Here is a 17,500-nt window from a genome sequence, read left to right as displayed (position 1 = left end):
CCGCTACACTGCGGGCGATTTCTTCGTTGGGCGACCGATCAGCGCCGCCAATTTAGTCAGCGCGGCGCCAATCGACAAACGACGAAAACTCGCACGAGCCATTAGAAAAACTTGGGACTAGGCATGATTCGACCGCAATTGCCACTCAATGCACTGCGTGCCTTTGAAGCGTCCGCGCGTCATTTGAGTTTCACTCGCGCCGCCGTGGAACTGTGCGTCACGCAAGCGGCGGTCAGCCATCAGGTGAAAAGCCTCGAGGCGCAACTCAACGTCACCCTGTTCAAACGCCTGCCCCGTGGGCTGATGCTGACCAGTGAGGGTGAAACCTTGCTGCCGGTGCTGAGCACCTCGTTCGATCACATCGCGCAGATTCTGGAACGCCTCGCTGGCGGACAGTACCGCGAAATGTTGACCGTTGGCGCGGTGGGTACGTTCGCCGTGGGTTGGTTGTTGCCGAGGCTGGCGGACTTCCGGACGAAACATCCGCTCATAGATTTGCGGCTGTCGACCAACAACAATCGCGTGGATGTCGCCGCTGAGGGTTTGGATTACGCCATTCGCTTCGGTGCCGGGGCGTGGCATGGCATTGAGGCGACGCGTTTGCTCGATGCGCCGCTGTCGGTGTTGTGCGTGCCGGAGATCGCTCGGCAATTGCAATCGCCGGGGGATTTGCTGCAACAAACGCTGCTGCGTTCCTATCGCACCGATGAATGGCCGGAGTGGTTTCAGGCTGCCGGTTTGGCGACCCAGGCTGCTCCGCCGCAGAGCATCGTGTTCGATTCGTCGCTGGCGATGATGGAGGCTGCGTTGCAAGGCAGTGGGGTGGCGTTGGCGCCACCAATGATGTTCGCCCGGCAACTGGCGGCGGAGGCGATTTGTCAGCCGTTTGCGATTGAGATTACGACGGGGAGTTACTGGTTGACGCGGTTGCAGTCGCGTCCCGAAACGGCGGCGATGACAGCGTTCAAGGAGTGGCTGTTACAGGCTTCCGTCTAGCGTAAACCCTGTGGGAGCGAGCTTGCTCGCGAAAGGGGCAGGTCAGTCAACATTACTGTTTATGACACACCGCATTCGCGAGCAAGCTCGCTCCCACAGGGGCAGTGGTGGATTGGAGATCAGGTTAGCGCACCAGACACGGCCGCTTGTTATCGAACTTCCACCCCGGAATCAGAAACTGCATCGCCACGCTGTCATCCCGCGCGCCGAGGCCCATGCCTTTATATAGCTCATGAGCCTTGGCCACCTGGTCCATGTCCAGCTCGACACCCAGCCCCGGTTTTTTCGGCACCTGCACCAGACCATCGACGATTTGCAGCGGCGCCTTGGTCAACCGCTGGCCGTCCTGCCAGATCCAGTGGGTGTCGATCGCGGTGATCTCGCCCGGTGCGGCGGCAGCGACATGGGTGAACATCGCCAGCGAGATATCGAAGTGGTTGTTGGAATGCGAGCCCCAGGTCAGCCCCCATTCATGGCACATCTGCGCCACGCGCACCGAACCTTGCATGGTCCAGAAATGCGGGTCAGCCAGGGGAATGTCCACCGACTGCAACTGAATCGCATGACCCATTTCGCGCCAGTCAGTGGCGATCATGTTGGTGGCGGTTTTCAGCCCCGTGGCACGACGAAACTCGGCCATCACCTCTCGACCGGAATAACCGTTTTCCGCACCGCACGGGTCTTCGGCGTAGGCGAGCACCTGATGCTGATCGCGGCACAAGCGAATGGCTTCTTTCAGTGACCACGCGCCGTTCGGATCGAGGGTGATGCGCGCATCAGGAAAGCGTTCGGCCAGCGCTGTGACCGCTTCGATTTCGGCATCGCCACTGAGCACGCCGCCCTTGAGTTTGAAGTCCTTGAAACCGTATTTCGCGTGGGCCGCTTCGGCGAGGCGCACCACGGCTTCGGCAGTCATGGCCTTCTCGTGACGCACGCGGAACCAGTCGTTGTCGGCGTCCGGTTCGCTGCGGTAGGCGAGGTCGGTTTCGCGCTGATCACCGACGTAAAAAAGATAACCGAGCATCTTCACTTCATCGCGTTGCTGACCTTCGCCGAGCAGCGCCGCCACCGGTACATCGAGATGCTGACCGAGCAGATCGAGCAGGGCGGCTTCAAGACCGGTGACCGCGTGAATGGTGATGCGCAGGTCAAAAGTCTGCAGGCCACGGCCACCGGCATCGCGGTCGGCGAAGGTCTGGCGCACTTGATTGAGGATCTTCTGATACGTGCCGATCGGGCTGCCGACCACCAGGCTGCGCGCGTCTTCCAGGGTCTGGCGAATGCGCTCGCCACCGGGTACTTCACCGACGCCGGTGTGGCCGGCGTTGTCCTTGAGGATGACGATATTGCGGGTGAAAAACGGCCCGTGGGCGCCGCTCAGATTGAGCAGCATGCCGTCGTGGCCAGCCACCGGGATGACTTGCATGTCGGTGATGATCGGGGCTTTGGCGGTGTCGTGTGCGGTCATGTTCTTATCCTTTTAATACGCAATCTTTAACAATGGACGTCAGGCGTGTTTCGGCGCGGTCTCGACCACGGCGATGTCGGCAGCAGGTTTCGGTGTGGTGCGCGCGAAGAAGACGATGATCGCGGCGATGATCGAGGTCGCGGCCAGCCCATAGAGGCCGCCCTGAATCGAGCCGGTGTGTTCTTCGAGCAGGCCGAACGTGGTTGGCGCGACGAAGCCGCCAAGGTTGCCCACCGAGTTGATCAGTGCGATCACCGCTGCGGCGATGCGCGCATCCAGGTACGCCTGCGGAATCGGCCAGAACAGCGATGAGGCGGATTTGAACCCCAGCGCGGCAAAACAGATCGCGACGAAAGCGAAGATCGGCCCGCCGGTGGTGGACATGAACATCCCCGCAGCGGCGATCAACAGGGCGGTGGCGACCCACGCCTGTTGGTGTTTCCACTTGGCCGAGAACGAGGCGAAGGCGTACATGCCGATGATCGACAGCAACCACGGAATCGAGTTGAACAGGCCGACCTGGAAGTCGCTCATCTCGCCCATTTTCTTGATGATGCTCGGCAGCCAGAAGGTTGCCGCGTAAATGGTCAACTGAATGAAGAAGTAGATCAGGCAGAACAGGATGATCTGGCGGTCCTTGAGCAGTTTGCCCATCGATGGCCGGATCGGCGTCGCGGCTTCGCGGGCCTTCTGTTCAGCATCGATGGCGTTGACCAATGCATCCTGTTCGGCGCGGGTCAGCCATTTCGCGTCGTGGGGTTTGGCGTCGAGCCAGAACCAGACGAACACGCACAGGCACACGGAAAACATCCCTTCAATGAAGTACATCCATTGCCAGCCGTGCATGCCCAACCCGTTGATTTGCAGGAGCAGACCGGACAACGGGCCGGAGATCAACGAGGCCACGGCGGAGCCGCTGAGGAAGATCGCAATCGCCTTGCCGCGTTCGGCACCGGGCAGCCAGCGGGTGAAGTAGTAGATCACCCCGGGAAAGAACCCGGCCTCGGCCACGCCGAGCAAAAAGCGCAGTACATAGAAGTGGGTTTCGTTCTGGATGAAGGCCATGCCGGCGGCGACCAGGCCCCAGGTGAACATGATGCGGGTCAGCCAGATGCGTGCACCGACTTTCTGCAGCAGCATGTTGGAGGGGACTTCGAACAGCGCGTAACCGATGAAGAACAGGCCGGCGCCGAAGCCATAAGCGGCGGCACCAATACCGAGGTCATGTTCCATGTGAGTGCGGACGAAACCGATGTTCACTCGGTCAATGTAATTGACGATGAACATGATCACGAAAAGCGGCAGGACGTGGCGTTTCACTTTCGAGATGGCCGACGCGAGTGTCGAATCGACGCCCTCGTTCATCCCGGAGACGGAGGTTTTCACTTGGTTTTCTCCCACTGATTATTTTTATGCGGGGTAGGGCAGGTGCTGCGTTGTTGCTAGACATCATACAACTGAGAAATTTTGTCCGACAAGTAGGGTTGGCCGATTATTTTTCTCTGGGATGCCGGTTTTTTATGCTTTTTTGCGTTAATGATCAATGTTTGCTGGGTTTTTTAAGGCGTAGAGCATCGCGTCACCCCCAGGGGGACACGCTTCTGTTTGTCAGGAGTGTTTGAAGGTATTTCCGTTTATTTGAGTGTTGTCATACAAGTTGAGCCGCTAGACTCAATTTCGTCATCCCCGCAGGATGCTACGATCCACAAGCCCCCGATCACCGGAACCGATCATGCAAGAAGACCTCGACGCTCCCGCCCGTAAACGTGCGCACAACCTCGCCCATGACCTGGTGGAGAAGCTCACGCAAAGCATCCTGCTCGGTCAGCTATCGCCCGGCGACAAGCTGCCGTCAGAGAATTCCATCGTTCAGGAACACGGTGTCAGCCGCACGGTGGTGCGCGAGGCGATTTCCAAGTTGCAGGCTTCCGGGCTGGTGGAGACGCGCCACGGCATCGGCACCTTTGTCATCGAGCGTGTTGCGGAGCAGGGCTTACGCCTGAATGTCGACACGGCGCTCGGTGTGCGCAGCATTCTCGAACTGCGTCTGGGCCTGGAAACCCAAGCGGCGGCGCTGGCGGCGCAGCGGCGCACGGAGGCGCAAGTGCTGCAGATGCGTCAGGCGCTGGATGACTATCAGCGGCTGCTCGACAACAACGACAGTTGCGTCGAAGCGGATCGGCGTTTTCATCTGCTGATCGCCGAGGCCACCGGCAATGTTTGCTTCAGCGAGATCATGCAGCATCTGGGCAGCGCGATGATTCCGCGTCATCGCCTCAATGCTGCTGAACGTGGCGCGGCGGATCTGAGCAAGCTCGGGCAACTGGCCCATCTGGAACATGAGGCGATTCTGAATGCGATCAAGCGTCAGGATGCGGACGCCGCGCGCGCGGCCATGTGGCTGCATCTGACCAACAGCCGCGACCGGTTTTCCGCGCGGGGCTGATGGCCGTTGGTCTGTTCGGTAGCACGCCGTGCACAGGGCTGATTCCAAGTTGTACGGCCCGGGTATTCCGGACCTCCTGAGTGAGGTGCGTCATGGCTAACGATTTGCTGTTTCAGGGTGGCGTGCTGCCCACCGATCCAACCCGGCCGCTGCCCGGTACCGATGAACCGACACTGGCTGATCATGATTCTCCAATGGGGATGCCACCGGGGCGCGACCCGCTGAGCGATGCCGATCGGCCCGAAGACTGGAAGGACCCGGCGGCGGAAGATGAGGATGTGCCGCCGGCGGATGAGCCGACGCCTCTTTCCGATGATCGGCGCTGAATCCTGGTTGTTGTGCTGGATTTACCGTCCCCTTCGCGAGCAGGGAAGCGCGTCCCAATGTGGGAGCGAGCCTGGCGATGTTGCGGGCAGAGTCTGTTTTCGTAAGCGTCCCTCACCCCAGCCCTTTCCCGGAGGGAGAGGGGGCCGACCGAGATGTCTTGCGTTATATATCGACCTGAACAACCGAGTCGATTATGGACTCGGCCAAGTCCAGTTTTCTTGATCAGAAGAGTCGATTGTGGATTCACCGGCGTAATTTCAGGTCGGCGGATTTCTCCAATTTCCTCCAATCGGTCCCCTCTCCCTCTGGGAGAGGGCTAGGGTGAGGGCCTTCTCAGGCATCACGCAGATCCCGCATCAACAACCCAAACCGCAAATCCACCGCATCCGGAATCGGCAGATACACCGTGTGCCCATCCCCCGGTGCCACCTCGATCGCTTCTTCTTTAGCGTTCTGCAACTCATGCAGATCAAAATGGAAATTGCCCTTCGGCGTCATCAACTCCAGATGATCACCCAAGGCAAAGCGGTTCTTCACCTTGACCTCTGCCAACCGCCCACGCCGTTCGCCGGTCAACTCGCCAACGAACTGCTGACGCTCCGACACCGAGCTGCCGTGCTGATAATTCTGGTACTCGTCATGTACATGCCGACGCAGAAATCCTTCGGTGTAGCCACGCTGTGCGAGTGATTCCAGATCGGTCATCAGGCTACGGTCAAATTCACGCCCGGCCACCGCATCATCAATCGCGCGGCGATACACCTGGGTGGTGCGCGCGCAATAGAAGTGCGATTTGGTCCGGCCTTCGATTTTCAGGGAATGCACGCCCATGCGCGTCAGGCGCTCGACATGCTGCACCGCGCGCAGGTCCTTGGCGTTCATGATGTAGGTGCCGTGTTCGTCCTCGAATGCTGGCATCAATTCATCGGGGCGATTGGCTTCCTGCAGCAGGAACACCTGATCGGTGGGCGTGCCCAGCCCCAGCGTTGGCTCTGGCTGGAAGGTCTGGACGATCTCGCCGAGCTGGTTTTCGGTGGCTTCTTGCGCTGAGTATTTCCAGCGACAAGCATTGGTGCAGGTGCCCTGATTGGCATCGCGCTTATTCATGTAACCCGACAACAGACAGCGCCCGGAATAGGCCATGCACAGCGCGCCGTGGACGAACACTTCCAGTTCCATGCCCGGCACCTGCTCACGGATCTCGCCGATTTCCTCCAGCGACAATTCTCGCGACAGGATGATCCGGCTCAAACCCATCTGCTGCCAGAACTCGACGCTCGCCCAGTTCACCGTGTTGGCCTGCACCGACAGGTGAATCGGCATCTGCGGGAAATGTCGCCGCACGAGCATGATCAGTCCCGGGTCGGACATGATCAGCGCGTCGGGGGCCATGTCGATGACTGGTGCCAGATCCTTGAGGAAGGTCTTCAACTTGGCGTTGTGCGGCGCGATGTTGACCACCACGTAAAAGCGTTTGCCTTGCGCCTGCGCTTCACGAATACCCAGTGCCAGATTGGCGTGATCGAACTCGTTGTTGCGCACCCGCAGGCTGTAACGCGGCTGGCCGGCGTAGACCGCATCGGCGCCGTAAGCGAAGGCGTAACGCATGTTTTTCAGGGTGCCAGCGGGGGCGAGCAGTTCGGGGGCGGCGAGGGTAGGGGTCATGGCGGTGTCGGTCGCAAAAGCGCGGCAGGGTAAGTCAGATGCGGCGAGGGTTTGTTGATCTGGATCTATGCTCCATGAATAAAGATGGCACTCGTGCAGGTCGCGGTTGACTAAGCATCGGGGCGTGCATGACGCCTGACTGACATGGATCGGACATGAACGAAAAAAGCCTTCAATTCAAATCCCTCACCGTGCTGCTGTTGCTGGTCACGGTGGCGTTTATCTGGATCCTCTTGCCGTTCTACGGTGCGGTGTTCTGGGCGGTGATTCTCGGCATTGTGTTTGCGCCGATGCAACGCCGGCTGCAGGCGAAATTCGGCTGGCAGCGCAACCTGACGTCCCTGTGTACCTTGTCGGTCTGCCTGGTGATCGCGATTCTGCCGGTGATCATCCTCAGTGTGCTGTTGGTGCAGGAAGGCGCAGCGGTCTACAAGAACATCGAAAGCGGCGAGCTGGACATCGCTGCGTATCTGGCGCAATTCAAGCACAGCCTGCCGCCGTACTTTCAGCACTTGCTCGACCGGTTTGGCATGGGCGAGCTCAACGGCTTGCGCGAGAAAATCGTCAAATCGGCGATGCAGGGCAGCCAGGTGCTGGCCAGTCAGGCGTTCAGTTTTGGCCAGGGCACATTCGAATTCGTGGTGAGTTTTTTCATCATGCTGTATCTGCTGTTTTTCTTTCTGCGTGACGGCGCCGAGCTGGCGCGCAAGGTGCGCACCGCTGTGCCACTGGAGGAAGGCCACAAGCGGCGCTTGCAGTTGAAGTTCAACCGTGTGGTACGGGCGACGGTGAAGGGCAATCTGGTGGTCGCGGTGACGCAGGGCGCATTGGGCGGGGCGATTTTCTGGTTTCTCGACATCCCCAGCGCGCTGCTGTGGGCGGTGTTGATGGGGTTTTTGTCGTTGCTGCCAGCGGTCGGCGCGGGGATTGTCTGGGCGCCGGTGGCGGTGTATTTCCTGCTCAGCGGGATGATCTGGCAAGGCGTGGTGCTGGGCTTGTTCGGGGTATTCGTGATCGGTTTGGTGGACAACGTGCTGCGGCCGATTCTGGTGGGCAAGGACACTAAAATGCCCGATTACATGATTCTGATCTCGACCCTTGGCGGCCTCGCAGTCTTCGGTCTCAACGGCTTTGTGATCGGGCCGCTGATCGCGGCATTGTTCATGTCGAGCTGGGCGCTGTTCGCCGAGACCAAGCCCAAAGTGCAACTGCCTTAAGCGTGAAACGGCTCGCTGACAAGCTTCTGCGACAGTGCCTGCGCAGCGGGCAAGGAAGTCAGCGGGCCACTGATCGCTTCGCCGTCGCGCATCAGATACCAGCAGGCAAGCAGGCCCGTGGCCCTGAGCGAAGCGGGGACGGCGCTGCCGATAACGGACATGATTTGAACCTGAGCCATGACGAGTACCTCCATCTATCAATGGAGCTACCTTAAAGATTCGCCGGTTCTACGGACAATCAACGCTTTCGATAGTGGTCATTGATGCCGTTGAGGCTTCAGTCGACCACTTGATCAAGCATGTGCATGACTTCACGCTCGTTGAGCAAACCTTTGTGCACGAGGTTTTCCGCCAGCAGCGAAAGGAACTTGGCGCAACGATGGCCTTCCAGGTGCTTGAGCTCGGTCAGCGCGCTGTACACCTTGCTGGAGGTGCACAGGCCGACGATGCGGTGCGGGTTTTGTGTTGGCATACAGTCGTCCTTGTTGTTATCAACCTGTTGTTTACGGACGGATTCAGATTGCGGCTCCGTCATGACAAATAAATGACCGTTTTATGGAAAAGTACATAACGGTCAATCAATCATGCCGACTTTAGCCGGTGAAACTGTCCTCACAGCGACCTTGGCGAGATTTTTTCAGACGCTGGCCGACCAACGGTCATAAAAAAGCCCCGCTATAAAAGCAGGGCTTTGTGTTTCGGTTACCAGCGTGGGCCGCCGTAGTAGTGCGGACGACCGTAGTAGCCGCGCGGCGGGCCGTAATACACCGGGGCCGGTTGCACGTAGACCGGTTGTTGAACATACACCGGCGCGGGCTGGTAGTAGACCGGTGGCGGTGGCTGCTGCACATAGACCGGTGGCGGGGCGTACACCGGCGCCTGTTGCACATAAACCGGACGATCCTGGTTGATAAGCGCCGAACCGATGATGGCCGAGCCGACGATTGCGCCAAACACCGCCGGACCCTGCCAGCCACCGCCGTGGGCTTCTGCTTGCCCTGTGACAGCAAAAGCACCGATCAGCAGGGCGACGATAGGGAGTTTACGAATCATGATAATTCCTCGGTTCTTCGACCCGGCATCGGGGCCTGCACCAGGCCCACAGTTGTCGCGGGGATACTTCTAAGACAGCGAATTTTGGAAAATCAGCACAGCCACTGGGTAAATTTTGTGTAAGGTCTGTACCGGTTTATTTACCGGGCGGTGTGATGGCCGCGGAAGACGTTTAAAACAGGCCTCTATGATCGTTCAGAAGCCGATGGGCTGGCTAATCCCGTTTATCCGAAAGTGCGTTTGAAGGAGAAGTTTCATGCAGATGAACCCGAACAAAGACACCCAACTGTGCATGTCCCTGTCCGGGCGCCCTGGGAACTTCGGTCTGCGTTTTCATAACCATTTGTATGAGCAGTTGGGCCTGAACTTCTATTACAAGGCTTTCAGCAGCCAGGACCTGACCGGCGCAGTCGGCGGCATTCGCGCCTTGAGTATCCGTGGTTGCGGCGTGTCGATGCCGTTCAAGGAAGCGTGCATTGCGCTGGTCGATGAACTGGATGCGTCGGCGGCAGCGATCCAGTCGATTAACACCATCGTCAACACCCACGGCCATCTCAAGGCTTACAACACTGATTACATCGCTGTGGCGCAGTTACTGGAAACCCACGCGGTGCCCAAGGAATCGACCTTTGCTTTGCGAGGCAGTGGCGGCATGGCCAAAGCGGTGGCCAGCGCCCTGCGTGACGGTGGTTACAAAAACGGCTTGATCGTCGCCCGCAACGAACGCGCCGGGCGTGCATTGGCGGATTCGCTGGGCTATCGCTGGCAGGCTGAACTGGGCGATGAACGCCCGCAGATGCTGATCAATGTGACGCCAGTGGGCATGGACGGCGGGCCGGAGGCGGGGCAGTTGGCGTTTGAACCGGAGGCGATCAAGGCTGCAGATACGGTGTTTGATGTGGTCGCGATCCCGTCGGAGACGCCGCTGATTGTGCGCGGTCGAGCAGAGGGCAAGCGGGTGATCACCGGACTTGAGGTGATTGCGATTCAGGCGCTGGAGCAGTTTGTGCTGTACACCGGCGTGCGGCCGACTGAAGAGCAGTTTGCGGCGGCGGTGGCGTTCGCCCGGAGCTGATTGAGTATTGTGGTGGCTGGGCGGGCCTCTTCGCGAGCAGGCTCGCTCCCACAGTTGAATTTTTGTCATACACAAGTTGTGTGTTCGCTGTAGATCCCCTGTGGGAGCGAGCTTGCTCGCGAAGGAGGCGACGCGGTTTCACGCCGGCCATCAATGCCTATACTGCCTCCTCAGCAAGCCCAGACTTGCCCACCATAAAAACCGTGACCGAGGCTCCTATGCATCCGCCTATCCTCAACCTGCATCAGGTCGAACTCGAACCCCTGCCCGAAGCCCTGGCCCCGGAAGGCGAAACCGCCGGGCGCTATCAACAGCGCATGGCGCGGATTGGCCAGCAATTGGGGTCGCAAAAACTCGGTTATCGCCTGTATGCCTTGCCACCGGGCATGCGTGGCAGCCCGTTTCACAGCCATCGGGTCAACGAAGAGATGTTTTACGTGGTGGCCGGGGAGGGTGAGGTGCGTCTGGGCGCCGAGCGTTTCCCGATCCGCGAAGGCGACGTGATCGCTTGCCCGCCGGGTGGGCCGGAGAAGGCGCATCAGATCATCAATACCAGCTCGGGCGAATTGCGCTATCTGGCGGTGAGCACCCAGCAGCAGCCCGATATTTGCGAATACCCGGATTCGAACAAGTACGTGGTGATGGATAACTTCAAGTTGGATGCCGAGGGCAATGCCTCAGGCTTTGTCGCGGTGGCACGGCAGGCGGATGGCGTGGATTACTGGGACGGTGAATAACCCCAAGACCTGAAGCCTGAAGAATAACCCCTGTGGGAGCGAGCTTGCTCGCGAATGCGGTGTGTCATTCAAAAATGATGTAGCTGACACTACCTCTTCGCGAGCATGCTCGCTCCCACAATAAAATGGTGGTGGTTATTCGAGGCGGGCCAGGCGTTCTTCCAGCGCGGCGATTCGCGCTTCTAGCTCTTCGATACGCTCAACCGAAACGCCACTGCTTGCACCGCGATCCTGCGGACTCTGCCGCGCTGCCATAATTGCCTCGCTATCCGCCGGATCACCCAGCGCATGGGTATAACGGTCTTCGCGCTGCCCGGCCTGACGCGGAATCAACACCGCCAGCCCCCGCGCAATCAAGCGCTCAAGCTGATGCACAACTTGTTCGGCGTCTTCGAAATCATGCATGCGCCCGCTGCGGGTCAGCAGCTCATTGACGGTTTGCGGGCCGCGCAGAAACATCAGTCCGCTAAGAATCACCTGCGCTGGCACCAGTTCCAGCGCCTTGTCGACTTTGTGCTCCCAGCGGTCGGCGCGGCTGCCCATCACCAGTTTGGCGAAACCGCGACCTTCCAGCGCCCGCAAACTCTGGCCGACCTGACCCTGAGTCAGGTTCATCACCGGTTCGCGGCTGGTTTTCTGATTACACGCCGTGACCAGCGCATTAAGGGTCAGCGGGTAGGTTTCCGGGCTGGTCGCCTGTTTCTCGATCAGCGAACCAAGGATGCGGATTTCCGTGGCATTGAGCCGTGGTTCGTCGAAGCTGGATTCTGTCTCTGTGGTCATCGCGCGTTCCCTCTGCAGTCGAAGGCGCCTAGCCTAATCCTTGCCAAACAAAAGGCAAGCCGTGTGGTCATCAAGCATGGCTATAATCGCCTCCTGTTCCACCCAGCCACCACACGAGACTGCCATGACCATTTCCCTGTACGCCGCATCCGTCCCGGTTTTTCAACAAATGCTCAACGCGCTGAGCGATGTCCTGAAAAAGGCTGAAGCCCACGCCACCGAGAAAAACATCGACCCGAACGCCTTCCTGCAGGCGCGCCTGTACCCGGACATGTTCCCGCTGACCCGCCAGGTGCAGATCGCCGTGGACTTCGCCAAAGGCGTTTCCTCGCGTCTGGCTGAAGTCGAAGTGCCTAAGTACGACGATACCGAAACCACCTTCGCCGAGCTGCAAGCCCTGATCGCCAAGGTTCTGGCCTACATCGGCGAGATCAAGCCGGAGCAGATCGATGGCAAGGAAGGCATCGAAATCGTTACTCGTCCGGGTACGCCGAAAGAGAAGCGCTTCAGCGGTCAGGCTTACCTGCTGACTTACGGTCTGCCGCAGTTCTTCTTCCACGTCACTACCACTTATGCGCTGCTGCGTCATAACGGGGTTGAAGTGGGCAAGCGCGATTACATGGGCGCGTTCTAAACCGCCAGAAGCCCCTCATCGGAACGCCGCCCGCCTAGCCCTCTCCCGGAGGGAGAGGGAACTGACCGAGTTGTTTGTTCGAAATACACCGACGTGAAATATCAAGTCGAACTCAAGTCTTGAAGGCAACAACGATCGGCTCCCTTCCCCCTCGCCCCCTTGGGGGAGAGGGTTGGGGTGAGGGGGAAAAGATCTCAGCCACAAAAAAGCCCGCCAAGGTTCACACCGTGGCGGGCTTTTCATTACAGCGTCTGTTACGCCGTACGTTGGGCTTTTGCTTCCTCACCCAGGCACGCCGCAGCGGTAAACAGCACATCAGTCGACGAGTTCAGCGCCGTCTCTGCCGAATCCTGCAACACGCCAATAATGAAACCGACCGCCACCACCTGCATGGCAATCTCGCTCGGAATCCCGAACAGGCTGCACGCCAACGGAATCAGCAACAGCGATCCACCCGCCACACCCGACGCGCCACACGCGCAAATGGCGGCGACAACGCTGAGCAGAATCGCCGTTGGAATATCCACGGCAATACCCAATGTGTGCACGGCCGCCAGGCTCAGCACCGTAATGGTGATCGCTGCACCGGCCATGTTAATGGTCGCGCCCAGCGGAATCGACACCGAATAGGTGTCTTCATGCAGACCCAGACGCTTGCTCAATTCCAGATTGACCGGAATGTTTGCCGCCGAGCTGCGGGTGAAGAATGCGGTGATGCCACTTTCACGCAGGCATTTGAGAGTCAGCGGATACGGGTTGCGACGCAGTTTCCAGAACACGATCAGCGGGTTCATCACCAGCGCCACGAACAGCATGCAGCCGAGCAGCACGGCCAGCAGGTGCGCATAACCGATCAATGCGCCGAAACCGGAGGTGGCCAGCGTCGAAGCCACCAGACCGAAAATGCCCAGCGGGGCGAAGCGAATCACCACGCGCACGATCACCGTCACGCCATTGGACAGATCACCCAGCACTTCACGGGTGGTGTCGCCGGCATGGCGAATTGCGATGCCCATGCCGATCGCCCACGCCAGAATACCGATGAAGTTGGCGTTCATCAGTGCGCTGACCGGGTTGTCGACCACGCTCAACAGCAGGCTTTGCAGCACTTCGCCGATACCGCCCGGCGCCGTCACCGAAACGTTGTCGGTCGACAGCACAAGGTGCGACGGGAACGCCATGCTCGCGACCACGGCCACGACCGCCGCCGCAAAAGTGCCCAGCAGATAGAGGAACAGAATTGGGCGGATATGAGTTTCCTGGCCGTGCTTGTGGTTGGCAATCGAGGCCATCACCAGCACGAACACCAGAATCGGTGCGACGGCCTTTAACGCCGATACAAACACTTTGCCGATGAACGCCGTGCCTTTCGCCGCTTCCGGGGCGAACATCGCCAGGGCGATACCGGCGATCAGGCCGATGACGATCTGCGTGACCAGGCTGAGGTTTTTCAGGCGTTGCAGTAGAGAAGGGGATGAAGCGGTCATAGCGGCATCTCTGATTTTTTATAGGGTGCAAGGTTGCGTAAAGCGATGGCAAAGCAGGGGCAGACCACCGCCACGAACCGAAAGTGTTGACGCGACATCAACGCCAATAAACCGGTCGTTGAGCAGGTTGTACGTTTTTCAGGGCGCGGACTTTATCACAGCGTAGGCCTTATCCTTCAGGCATGTGACGATCTGCCACCGGATCAGGCAACAAAGTCGGCAGGTTTGTGCAAGTCAGCCCGGACACACTCTGTTAAGATTGCGCATCCTTATTTTCAAATTTCGCCAGCGGGCCTTCGGGTCAACGCTGGTGTCGTCGTTTTGCTGGAGTTGCGCATGCTGTTGCCCATTCTTCTGTTGTCCGCCGCCGGGTTCACGGTGCTGACCACGGAATTCGTCATCGTCGGCCTGTTGCCGGCGATTGCCCGAGACCTCGAAGTCACCATCCCGCAGGCCGGGTTGCTGGTGACTTTATTCGCTTTTACCGTGGCGATGTTCGGGCCTTTCCTGACCGCGTATTTCGCCCGCTTTGAGCGGCGCAAGCTATTTATCAGCATCCTGATCATGTTTGGTCTGGCCAATACCGTGGCGGCGCTGGCGCCGAACATCTGGGTGATGGCGATTGCCCGGTTGATCCCGGCGCTCGGGCTGCCGGTGTTCTGGGCGTTGGCCAGTGAGACCGCAGTGGACATCGTCGGCCCGGATTTCGCCGGTCGCGCGATCGCCAAGATCGGTTTCGGCATTGTCTGCGCCACGGTGTTCGGCATCCCGGTTGGCACGCTGATTTCCGATGCGTTCGGCTGGCGCAGTGCCTTTGGCATTTTGGCGGTGATCGCTTTTGCCAAAGCCTTGTTGCTGTTTGTTTATCTGCCGAAAACCAGCCTGCACCAACATCAGGTCAGCTTCCGCTCGCAGTTCAAGATTCTGCGCAGCCCGTTGATGATCGGCCACATCTTCCTGTCGATCCTGGTGTTCAGCGGCATGTTTACCGCTTACACGTATCTGGCCGACATTCTTGAGCGCCTCGCCGGGTTCAACGGCACCGTGGTCGGTTGGTGCCTGATGGCTTTCGGTGCGGTCGGGCTGATCGGCAACTCCCTGGGCGGTCGTGCGGTGGATCGCCATCCGCTGGGCGCGTCGGTGTTGTTCTGTGCGTTCATGATTGCCGGCATGGTCTCGCTGGTACCGAACATTCATTCGCCGCTGGGGCTGGCGGTGGCGATGGGGATCTGGGGCGTGACTCAGGCTGCGTTGTTCCTGGTCAGCCATGTGCGCCTGATGAAAGCCGCGCCGGAAGCGCCAGCGTTTGCTGCTTCGTTGAATATCGCCGGGGCCAATCTGGGGATCGGCCTGGGTGCCATCGTCGGTGGCCGGGTGATCGACAGCGCGGGTCTGGGCTTCCTCGGGTTTGCCGCCGCCGGGTTCATTTTGCTGTCGGTGTTCCTCGCCATGGTGCTGATGACGCTCAAGCCGCGCGAGATGTGCGCCGAGGCCTCATAACGCGGTAAACAGCTCGCGTCGGGCACCTTCGGTAATCGCAACGATGCCGGGGTGCTTGACCTTGCGCTCTACCGAAATGGCATAGAACGACTCGGTCACTGCGTCGGTCTGGCCAATCAGCTCGACGCCGCACTGGCGCTTCACTTCATCGGCAATCACGCTCGGACCGATAAAAATCCCGCTGCCGGATTGGCCGAAAGCCTGCATCAACGCACTGTCATCAAACTCACCGACGATTTGCGGCTGGATCTGCTGCTCGGCAAACCAGCGCTGCAAGCGGTTGCGCACCACGGTTTCCGGTCCGGGAATCAACAGTGGCGCACCGTGCAGGCTGCGCGGGAAATCCTGACCGTATCTGGCTGCCAGTTCCGGGGTGGCGAAGAAACTGATTCCGCACTCACCGAGCTTCTGGCTGTAGCCCTTGATGTCGAGGTGCGAGGGCATCGGGCTGTCGGAAATCACCAGATCCAGGCGCTGGATCGCCAGATCGGCGAGCAAACGTTCGAGTTTGTCTTCGCGACAGGTAATGCGCAGAGGCTCGTTCAGCTCCATGGTTGGCGCGATCAGGCGATAGACAATGGATTTAGGCACCACGTCAGCCACGCCGACGCGGAACAGGATCTGCTGTTCGTGGGGCTGGGCACGCAGCATTAGTTCCAGCTCGCCGCCGAGCTGGAACATCTGCTCGGCGTAGGGCAGGGCTTGTCGCCCGGCTTCGGTCAATTCGAGTTGCCGGCCGACGCGTCTGAATAACTCGATGCCATACGTCTGTTCGAGCAGTGATATCTGCCCGCTGATGGTCTGTGGCGTCAGGTTCAGTTGCTCGCAGGCGCGCACGATGCTGCCGGTCTTGGCCACAACCCAGAAGTAATGCAGTTGGCGGTAATTGAGCATGACGTTCTACAGTTCGTGAAAACCGAAGTATAGCCGCTAAAAATACGAATTTTCCTGAAGTGTTTGTCTCCCTAGAATGCCCACCCATCGACGGCCGGTCTGTGAGCCTGTCTGTTCATTCGAAGGAAACCTTATGAAATACACGATCCCGGCATTGATGTTTACGTCTTTACTGCTTATGGCCGGTTGCGATCAGGCCGAGAAAAGCGCCCAGCAACTGATGGGCAAAGCGGCCGAAAGCGCCAAGCAAGCGATTGACGACACCCATAAAGCCGCTGAGCAGGCACTCAGTGATGCCACCGGCGGGTTGATCGAGAAGAAAGAAACTCCGGAAAAAGATGCGGAAAAATCCGAATCTTCCTCCAAGACCATCTAATTCGTCTTACACAGAGTCAGGACTGACCCATGGAATATCTGTTACAGCTCGCCGCCAGCCCCACCGCTTGGGTTGCTTTGGCCACACTGGTGGTGATGGAAATCGTGCTCGGCATCGATAACCTGATCTTTATCTCGATCCTGACCAACAAATTGCCCAAGCAGTACCAGCAGAAAGCACGCCGTATCGGTATCGGCATGGCGTTGATCCTGCGTCTGGCACTGTTGAGCACCATCGCCTTCATCGTGCAGCTGACCGCACCTGTGATCGAGATCCTGGGCCAGGCGTTCTCCTGGAAGGACATGATCCTGATCGCCGGTGGTCTGTTCCTGGTCTGGAAGGCTACGACCGAGATCCATCACAGCATGGACCCGGCGCCGGAAGATCCGAAGTCGGCGACCTCGACAGTCACTTTGGGTTTCGCCGCGGCTATCGGCCAGATCCTGATGCTCGACATGGTGTTCTCGATCGACAGCATCATTACTGCGGTCGGCATGACCGAACACTTGCCGATCATGATCATCGCGGTGGTGGTGTCGGTGCTGGTGATGCTGTTTGCTGCTGAACCGCTGGCCAAGTTCATCAACGACAACCCGACGGTGGTGATGCTGGCTCTGGGCTTCCTGATCATGATCGGCATGACCCTGATCGCCGAAGGCTTCGGCGCCCATGTACCGAAAGGTTATGTGTATGCGGCCATGGCGTTCTCGGCTTCGATTGAAGTGCTGAACATGATGTCGCGTCGGGCGAAGCAGAAGAAGCTGGCTGAGCAGGTGTAACCGCTGAAAGTGAAAAGCCGCCTGAACTCTTTGAGGTCAGGCGGCTTTTTTTCGATTCGAGAT

At 59.0% G+C, this 17,500-nt stretch carries 19 protein-coding genes; 10 read left to right on the top strand and 9 right to left on the bottom strand.

Annotation, left to right across the window (positions count from 1 at the left end; translation table 11 throughout):
- Positions 1–123 precede the first annotated feature (123 nt).
- Positions 124–996: a LysR family transcriptional regulator gene (locus tag AB4O11_RS27120; protein WP_093433987.1), complete on the top strand. Its 873-nt coding sequence runs from the start codon at positions 124–126 to the stop codon at positions 994–996.
- A gap of 124 nt (positions 997–1,120) precedes the next feature.
- Here the strand turns inward: AB4O11_RS27120 and gudD are convergent, their stop codons facing one another.
- Positions 1,121–2,464, bottom strand: coding sequence for a glucarate dehydratase (gene gudD, locus AB4O11_RS27115; protein WP_122597342.1), 1,344 nt, complete (start codon positions 2,462–2,464; stop codon positions 1,121–1,123).
- A 39-nt stretch (positions 2,465–2,503) separates the two neighbouring features.
- The gene (locus tag AB4O11_RS27110; protein ID WP_186624143.1) at positions 2,504–3,850 is read right to left on the bottom strand and encodes an MFS transporter; all 1,347 of its coding nucleotides are present in this window, start codon (positions 3,848–3,850) and stop codon (positions 2,504–2,506) included.
- Between the two features lie 346 nt (positions 3,851–4,196).
- Here AB4O11_RS27110 and AB4O11_RS27105 point away from each other — a divergent pair, with 346 nt between their 5' ends.
- Positions 4,197–4,910, top strand: a complete 714-nt coding sequence (locus AB4O11_RS27105; RefSeq protein ID WP_093433993.1) for a FadR/GntR family transcriptional regulator — start codon at positions 4,197–4,199, stop codon at positions 4,908–4,910.
- Between the two features lie 92 nt (positions 4,911–5,002).
- Positions 5,003–5,236 (top strand): hypothetical protein, encoded by a 234-nt coding sequence (locus AB4O11_RS27100; RefSeq protein WP_099756701.1) that lies wholly within the window; start codon positions 5,003–5,005, stop codon positions 5,234–5,236.
- Between the two features lie 334 nt (positions 5,237–5,570).
- Here the strand turns inward: AB4O11_RS27100 and trhP are convergent, their stop codons facing one another.
- Positions 5,571–6,902: a prephenate-dependent tRNA uridine(34) hydroxylase TrhP gene (gene trhP / locus AB4O11_RS27095; protein ID WP_093433999.1), complete on the bottom strand. Its 1,332-nt coding sequence runs from the start codon at positions 6,900–6,902 to the stop codon at positions 5,571–5,573.
- A gap of 155 nt (positions 6,903–7,057) precedes the next feature.
- Here trhP and AB4O11_RS27090 point away from each other — a divergent pair, with 155 nt between their 5' ends.
- On the top strand, positions 7,058–8,119 hold the full coding sequence (locus AB4O11_RS27090) for an AI-2E family transporter (RefSeq protein ID WP_093434002.1): 1,062 nt from the start codon (positions 7,058–7,060) through the stop codon (positions 8,117–8,119).
- Here AB4O11_RS27090 and AB4O11_RS27085 read toward each other — a convergent pair.
- From AB4O11_RS27085 to AB4O11_RS27075, 3 genes are all read right to left on the bottom strand, one after another.
- The gene (locus AB4O11_RS27085; RefSeq protein ID WP_093434005.1) at positions 8,116–8,298 is read right to left on the bottom strand and encodes a hypothetical protein; all 183 of its coding nucleotides are present in this window, start codon (positions 8,296–8,298) and stop codon (positions 8,116–8,118) included. The two genes, AB4O11_RS27090 and AB4O11_RS27085, sit on opposite strands and share 4 nt — an antisense overlap.
- A 98-nt stretch (positions 8,299–8,396) precedes the next feature.
- Positions 8,397–8,591: a hypothetical protein gene (locus AB4O11_RS27080; protein WP_016984641.1), complete on the bottom strand. Its 195-nt coding sequence runs from the start codon at positions 8,589–8,591 to the stop codon at positions 8,397–8,399.
- 230 nt (positions 8,592–8,821) lie between these two features.
- Positions 8,822–9,172, bottom strand: coding sequence for a hypothetical protein (locus tag AB4O11_RS27075; RefSeq protein WP_093434008.1), 351 nt, complete (start codon positions 9,170–9,172; stop codon positions 8,822–8,824).
- A 256-nt stretch (positions 9,173–9,428) separates the two neighbouring features.
- Between AB4O11_RS27075 and AB4O11_RS27070 the strand changes: the two genes are divergently transcribed.
- Both AB4O11_RS27070 and AB4O11_RS27065 read left to right on the top strand, forming a co-directional pair.
- Positions 9,429–10,247, top strand: a complete 819-nt coding sequence (locus AB4O11_RS27070; protein WP_460091501.1) for a shikimate 5-dehydrogenase — start codon at positions 9,429–9,431, stop codon at positions 10,245–10,247.
- Positions 10,248–10,465: 218 nt separating this feature from the next.
- On the top strand, positions 10,466–10,984 hold the full coding sequence (locus tag AB4O11_RS27065) for a cupin domain-containing protein (protein ID WP_186625642.1): 519 nt from the start codon (positions 10,466–10,468) through the stop codon (positions 10,982–10,984).
- Between the two features lie 135 nt (positions 10,985–11,119).
- Here AB4O11_RS27065 and AB4O11_RS27060 read toward each other — a convergent pair whose 3' ends face one another.
- The gene (locus tag AB4O11_RS27060; RefSeq protein WP_093434017.1) at positions 11,120–11,767 is read right to left on the bottom strand and encodes a YceH family protein; all 648 of its coding nucleotides are present in this window, start codon (positions 11,765–11,767) and stop codon (positions 11,120–11,122) included.
- A gap of 124 nt (positions 11,768–11,891) precedes the next feature.
- Between AB4O11_RS27060 and AB4O11_RS27055 the strand changes: the two genes are divergently transcribed.
- Positions 11,892–12,401 (top strand): DUF1993 domain-containing protein, encoded by a 510-nt coding sequence (locus tag AB4O11_RS27055; protein WP_034154670.1) that lies wholly within the window; start codon positions 11,892–11,894, stop codon positions 12,399–12,401.
- A 254-nt stretch (positions 12,402–12,655) separates the two neighbouring features.
- Here AB4O11_RS27055 and sstT read toward each other — a convergent pair whose 3' ends face one another.
- Positions 12,656–13,888, bottom strand: a complete 1,233-nt coding sequence (gene sstT / locus AB4O11_RS27050) for a serine/threonine transporter SstT (protein WP_460091499.1) — start codon at positions 13,886–13,888, stop codon at positions 12,656–12,658.
- 336 nt (positions 13,889–14,224) lie between these two features.
- Here sstT and AB4O11_RS27045 point away from each other — a divergent pair, with 336 nt between their 5' ends.
- Positions 14,225–15,388: an MFS transporter gene (locus AB4O11_RS27045; protein WP_460091498.1), complete on the top strand. Its 1,164-nt coding sequence runs from the start codon at positions 14,225–14,227 to the stop codon at positions 15,386–15,388.
- Here the strand turns inward: AB4O11_RS27045 and nhaR are convergent.
- Positions 15,383–16,282 carry a transcriptional activator NhaR gene (nhaR, locus tag AB4O11_RS27040; protein WP_460129389.1) on the bottom strand — a complete coding sequence of 300 codons (900 nt, stop codon included), beginning with the start codon at positions 16,280–16,282 and terminating at the stop codon, positions 15,383–15,385. The genes AB4O11_RS27045 and nhaR overlap by 6 nt on opposite strands.
- A gap of 133 nt (positions 16,283–16,415) precedes the next feature.
- Between nhaR and AB4O11_RS27035 the strand changes: the two genes are divergently transcribed.
- Together AB4O11_RS27035 and AB4O11_RS27030 are read left to right on the top strand one after the other, a co-directional pair.
- Positions 16,416–16,658 (top strand): hypothetical protein, encoded by a 243-nt coding sequence (locus tag AB4O11_RS27035; RefSeq protein WP_007965379.1) that lies wholly within the window; start codon positions 16,416–16,418, stop codon positions 16,656–16,658.
- 29 nt (positions 16,659–16,687) lie between these two features.
- The gene (locus tag AB4O11_RS27030) at positions 16,688–17,437 is read left to right on the top strand and encodes a TerC family protein (protein ID WP_016986876.1); all 750 of its coding nucleotides are present in this window, start codon (positions 16,688–16,690) and stop codon (positions 17,435–17,437) included.
- The last annotated feature ends 63 nt before the right edge of the window (positions 17,438–17,500 follow it).

The organism is Pseudomonas sp. H1_D05 (assembly GCF_054682705.1).
The sequence above is the reverse complement of the archived record's forward strand: the minus strand, read 5'-3'. Positions and strand labels throughout refer to the sequence as shown.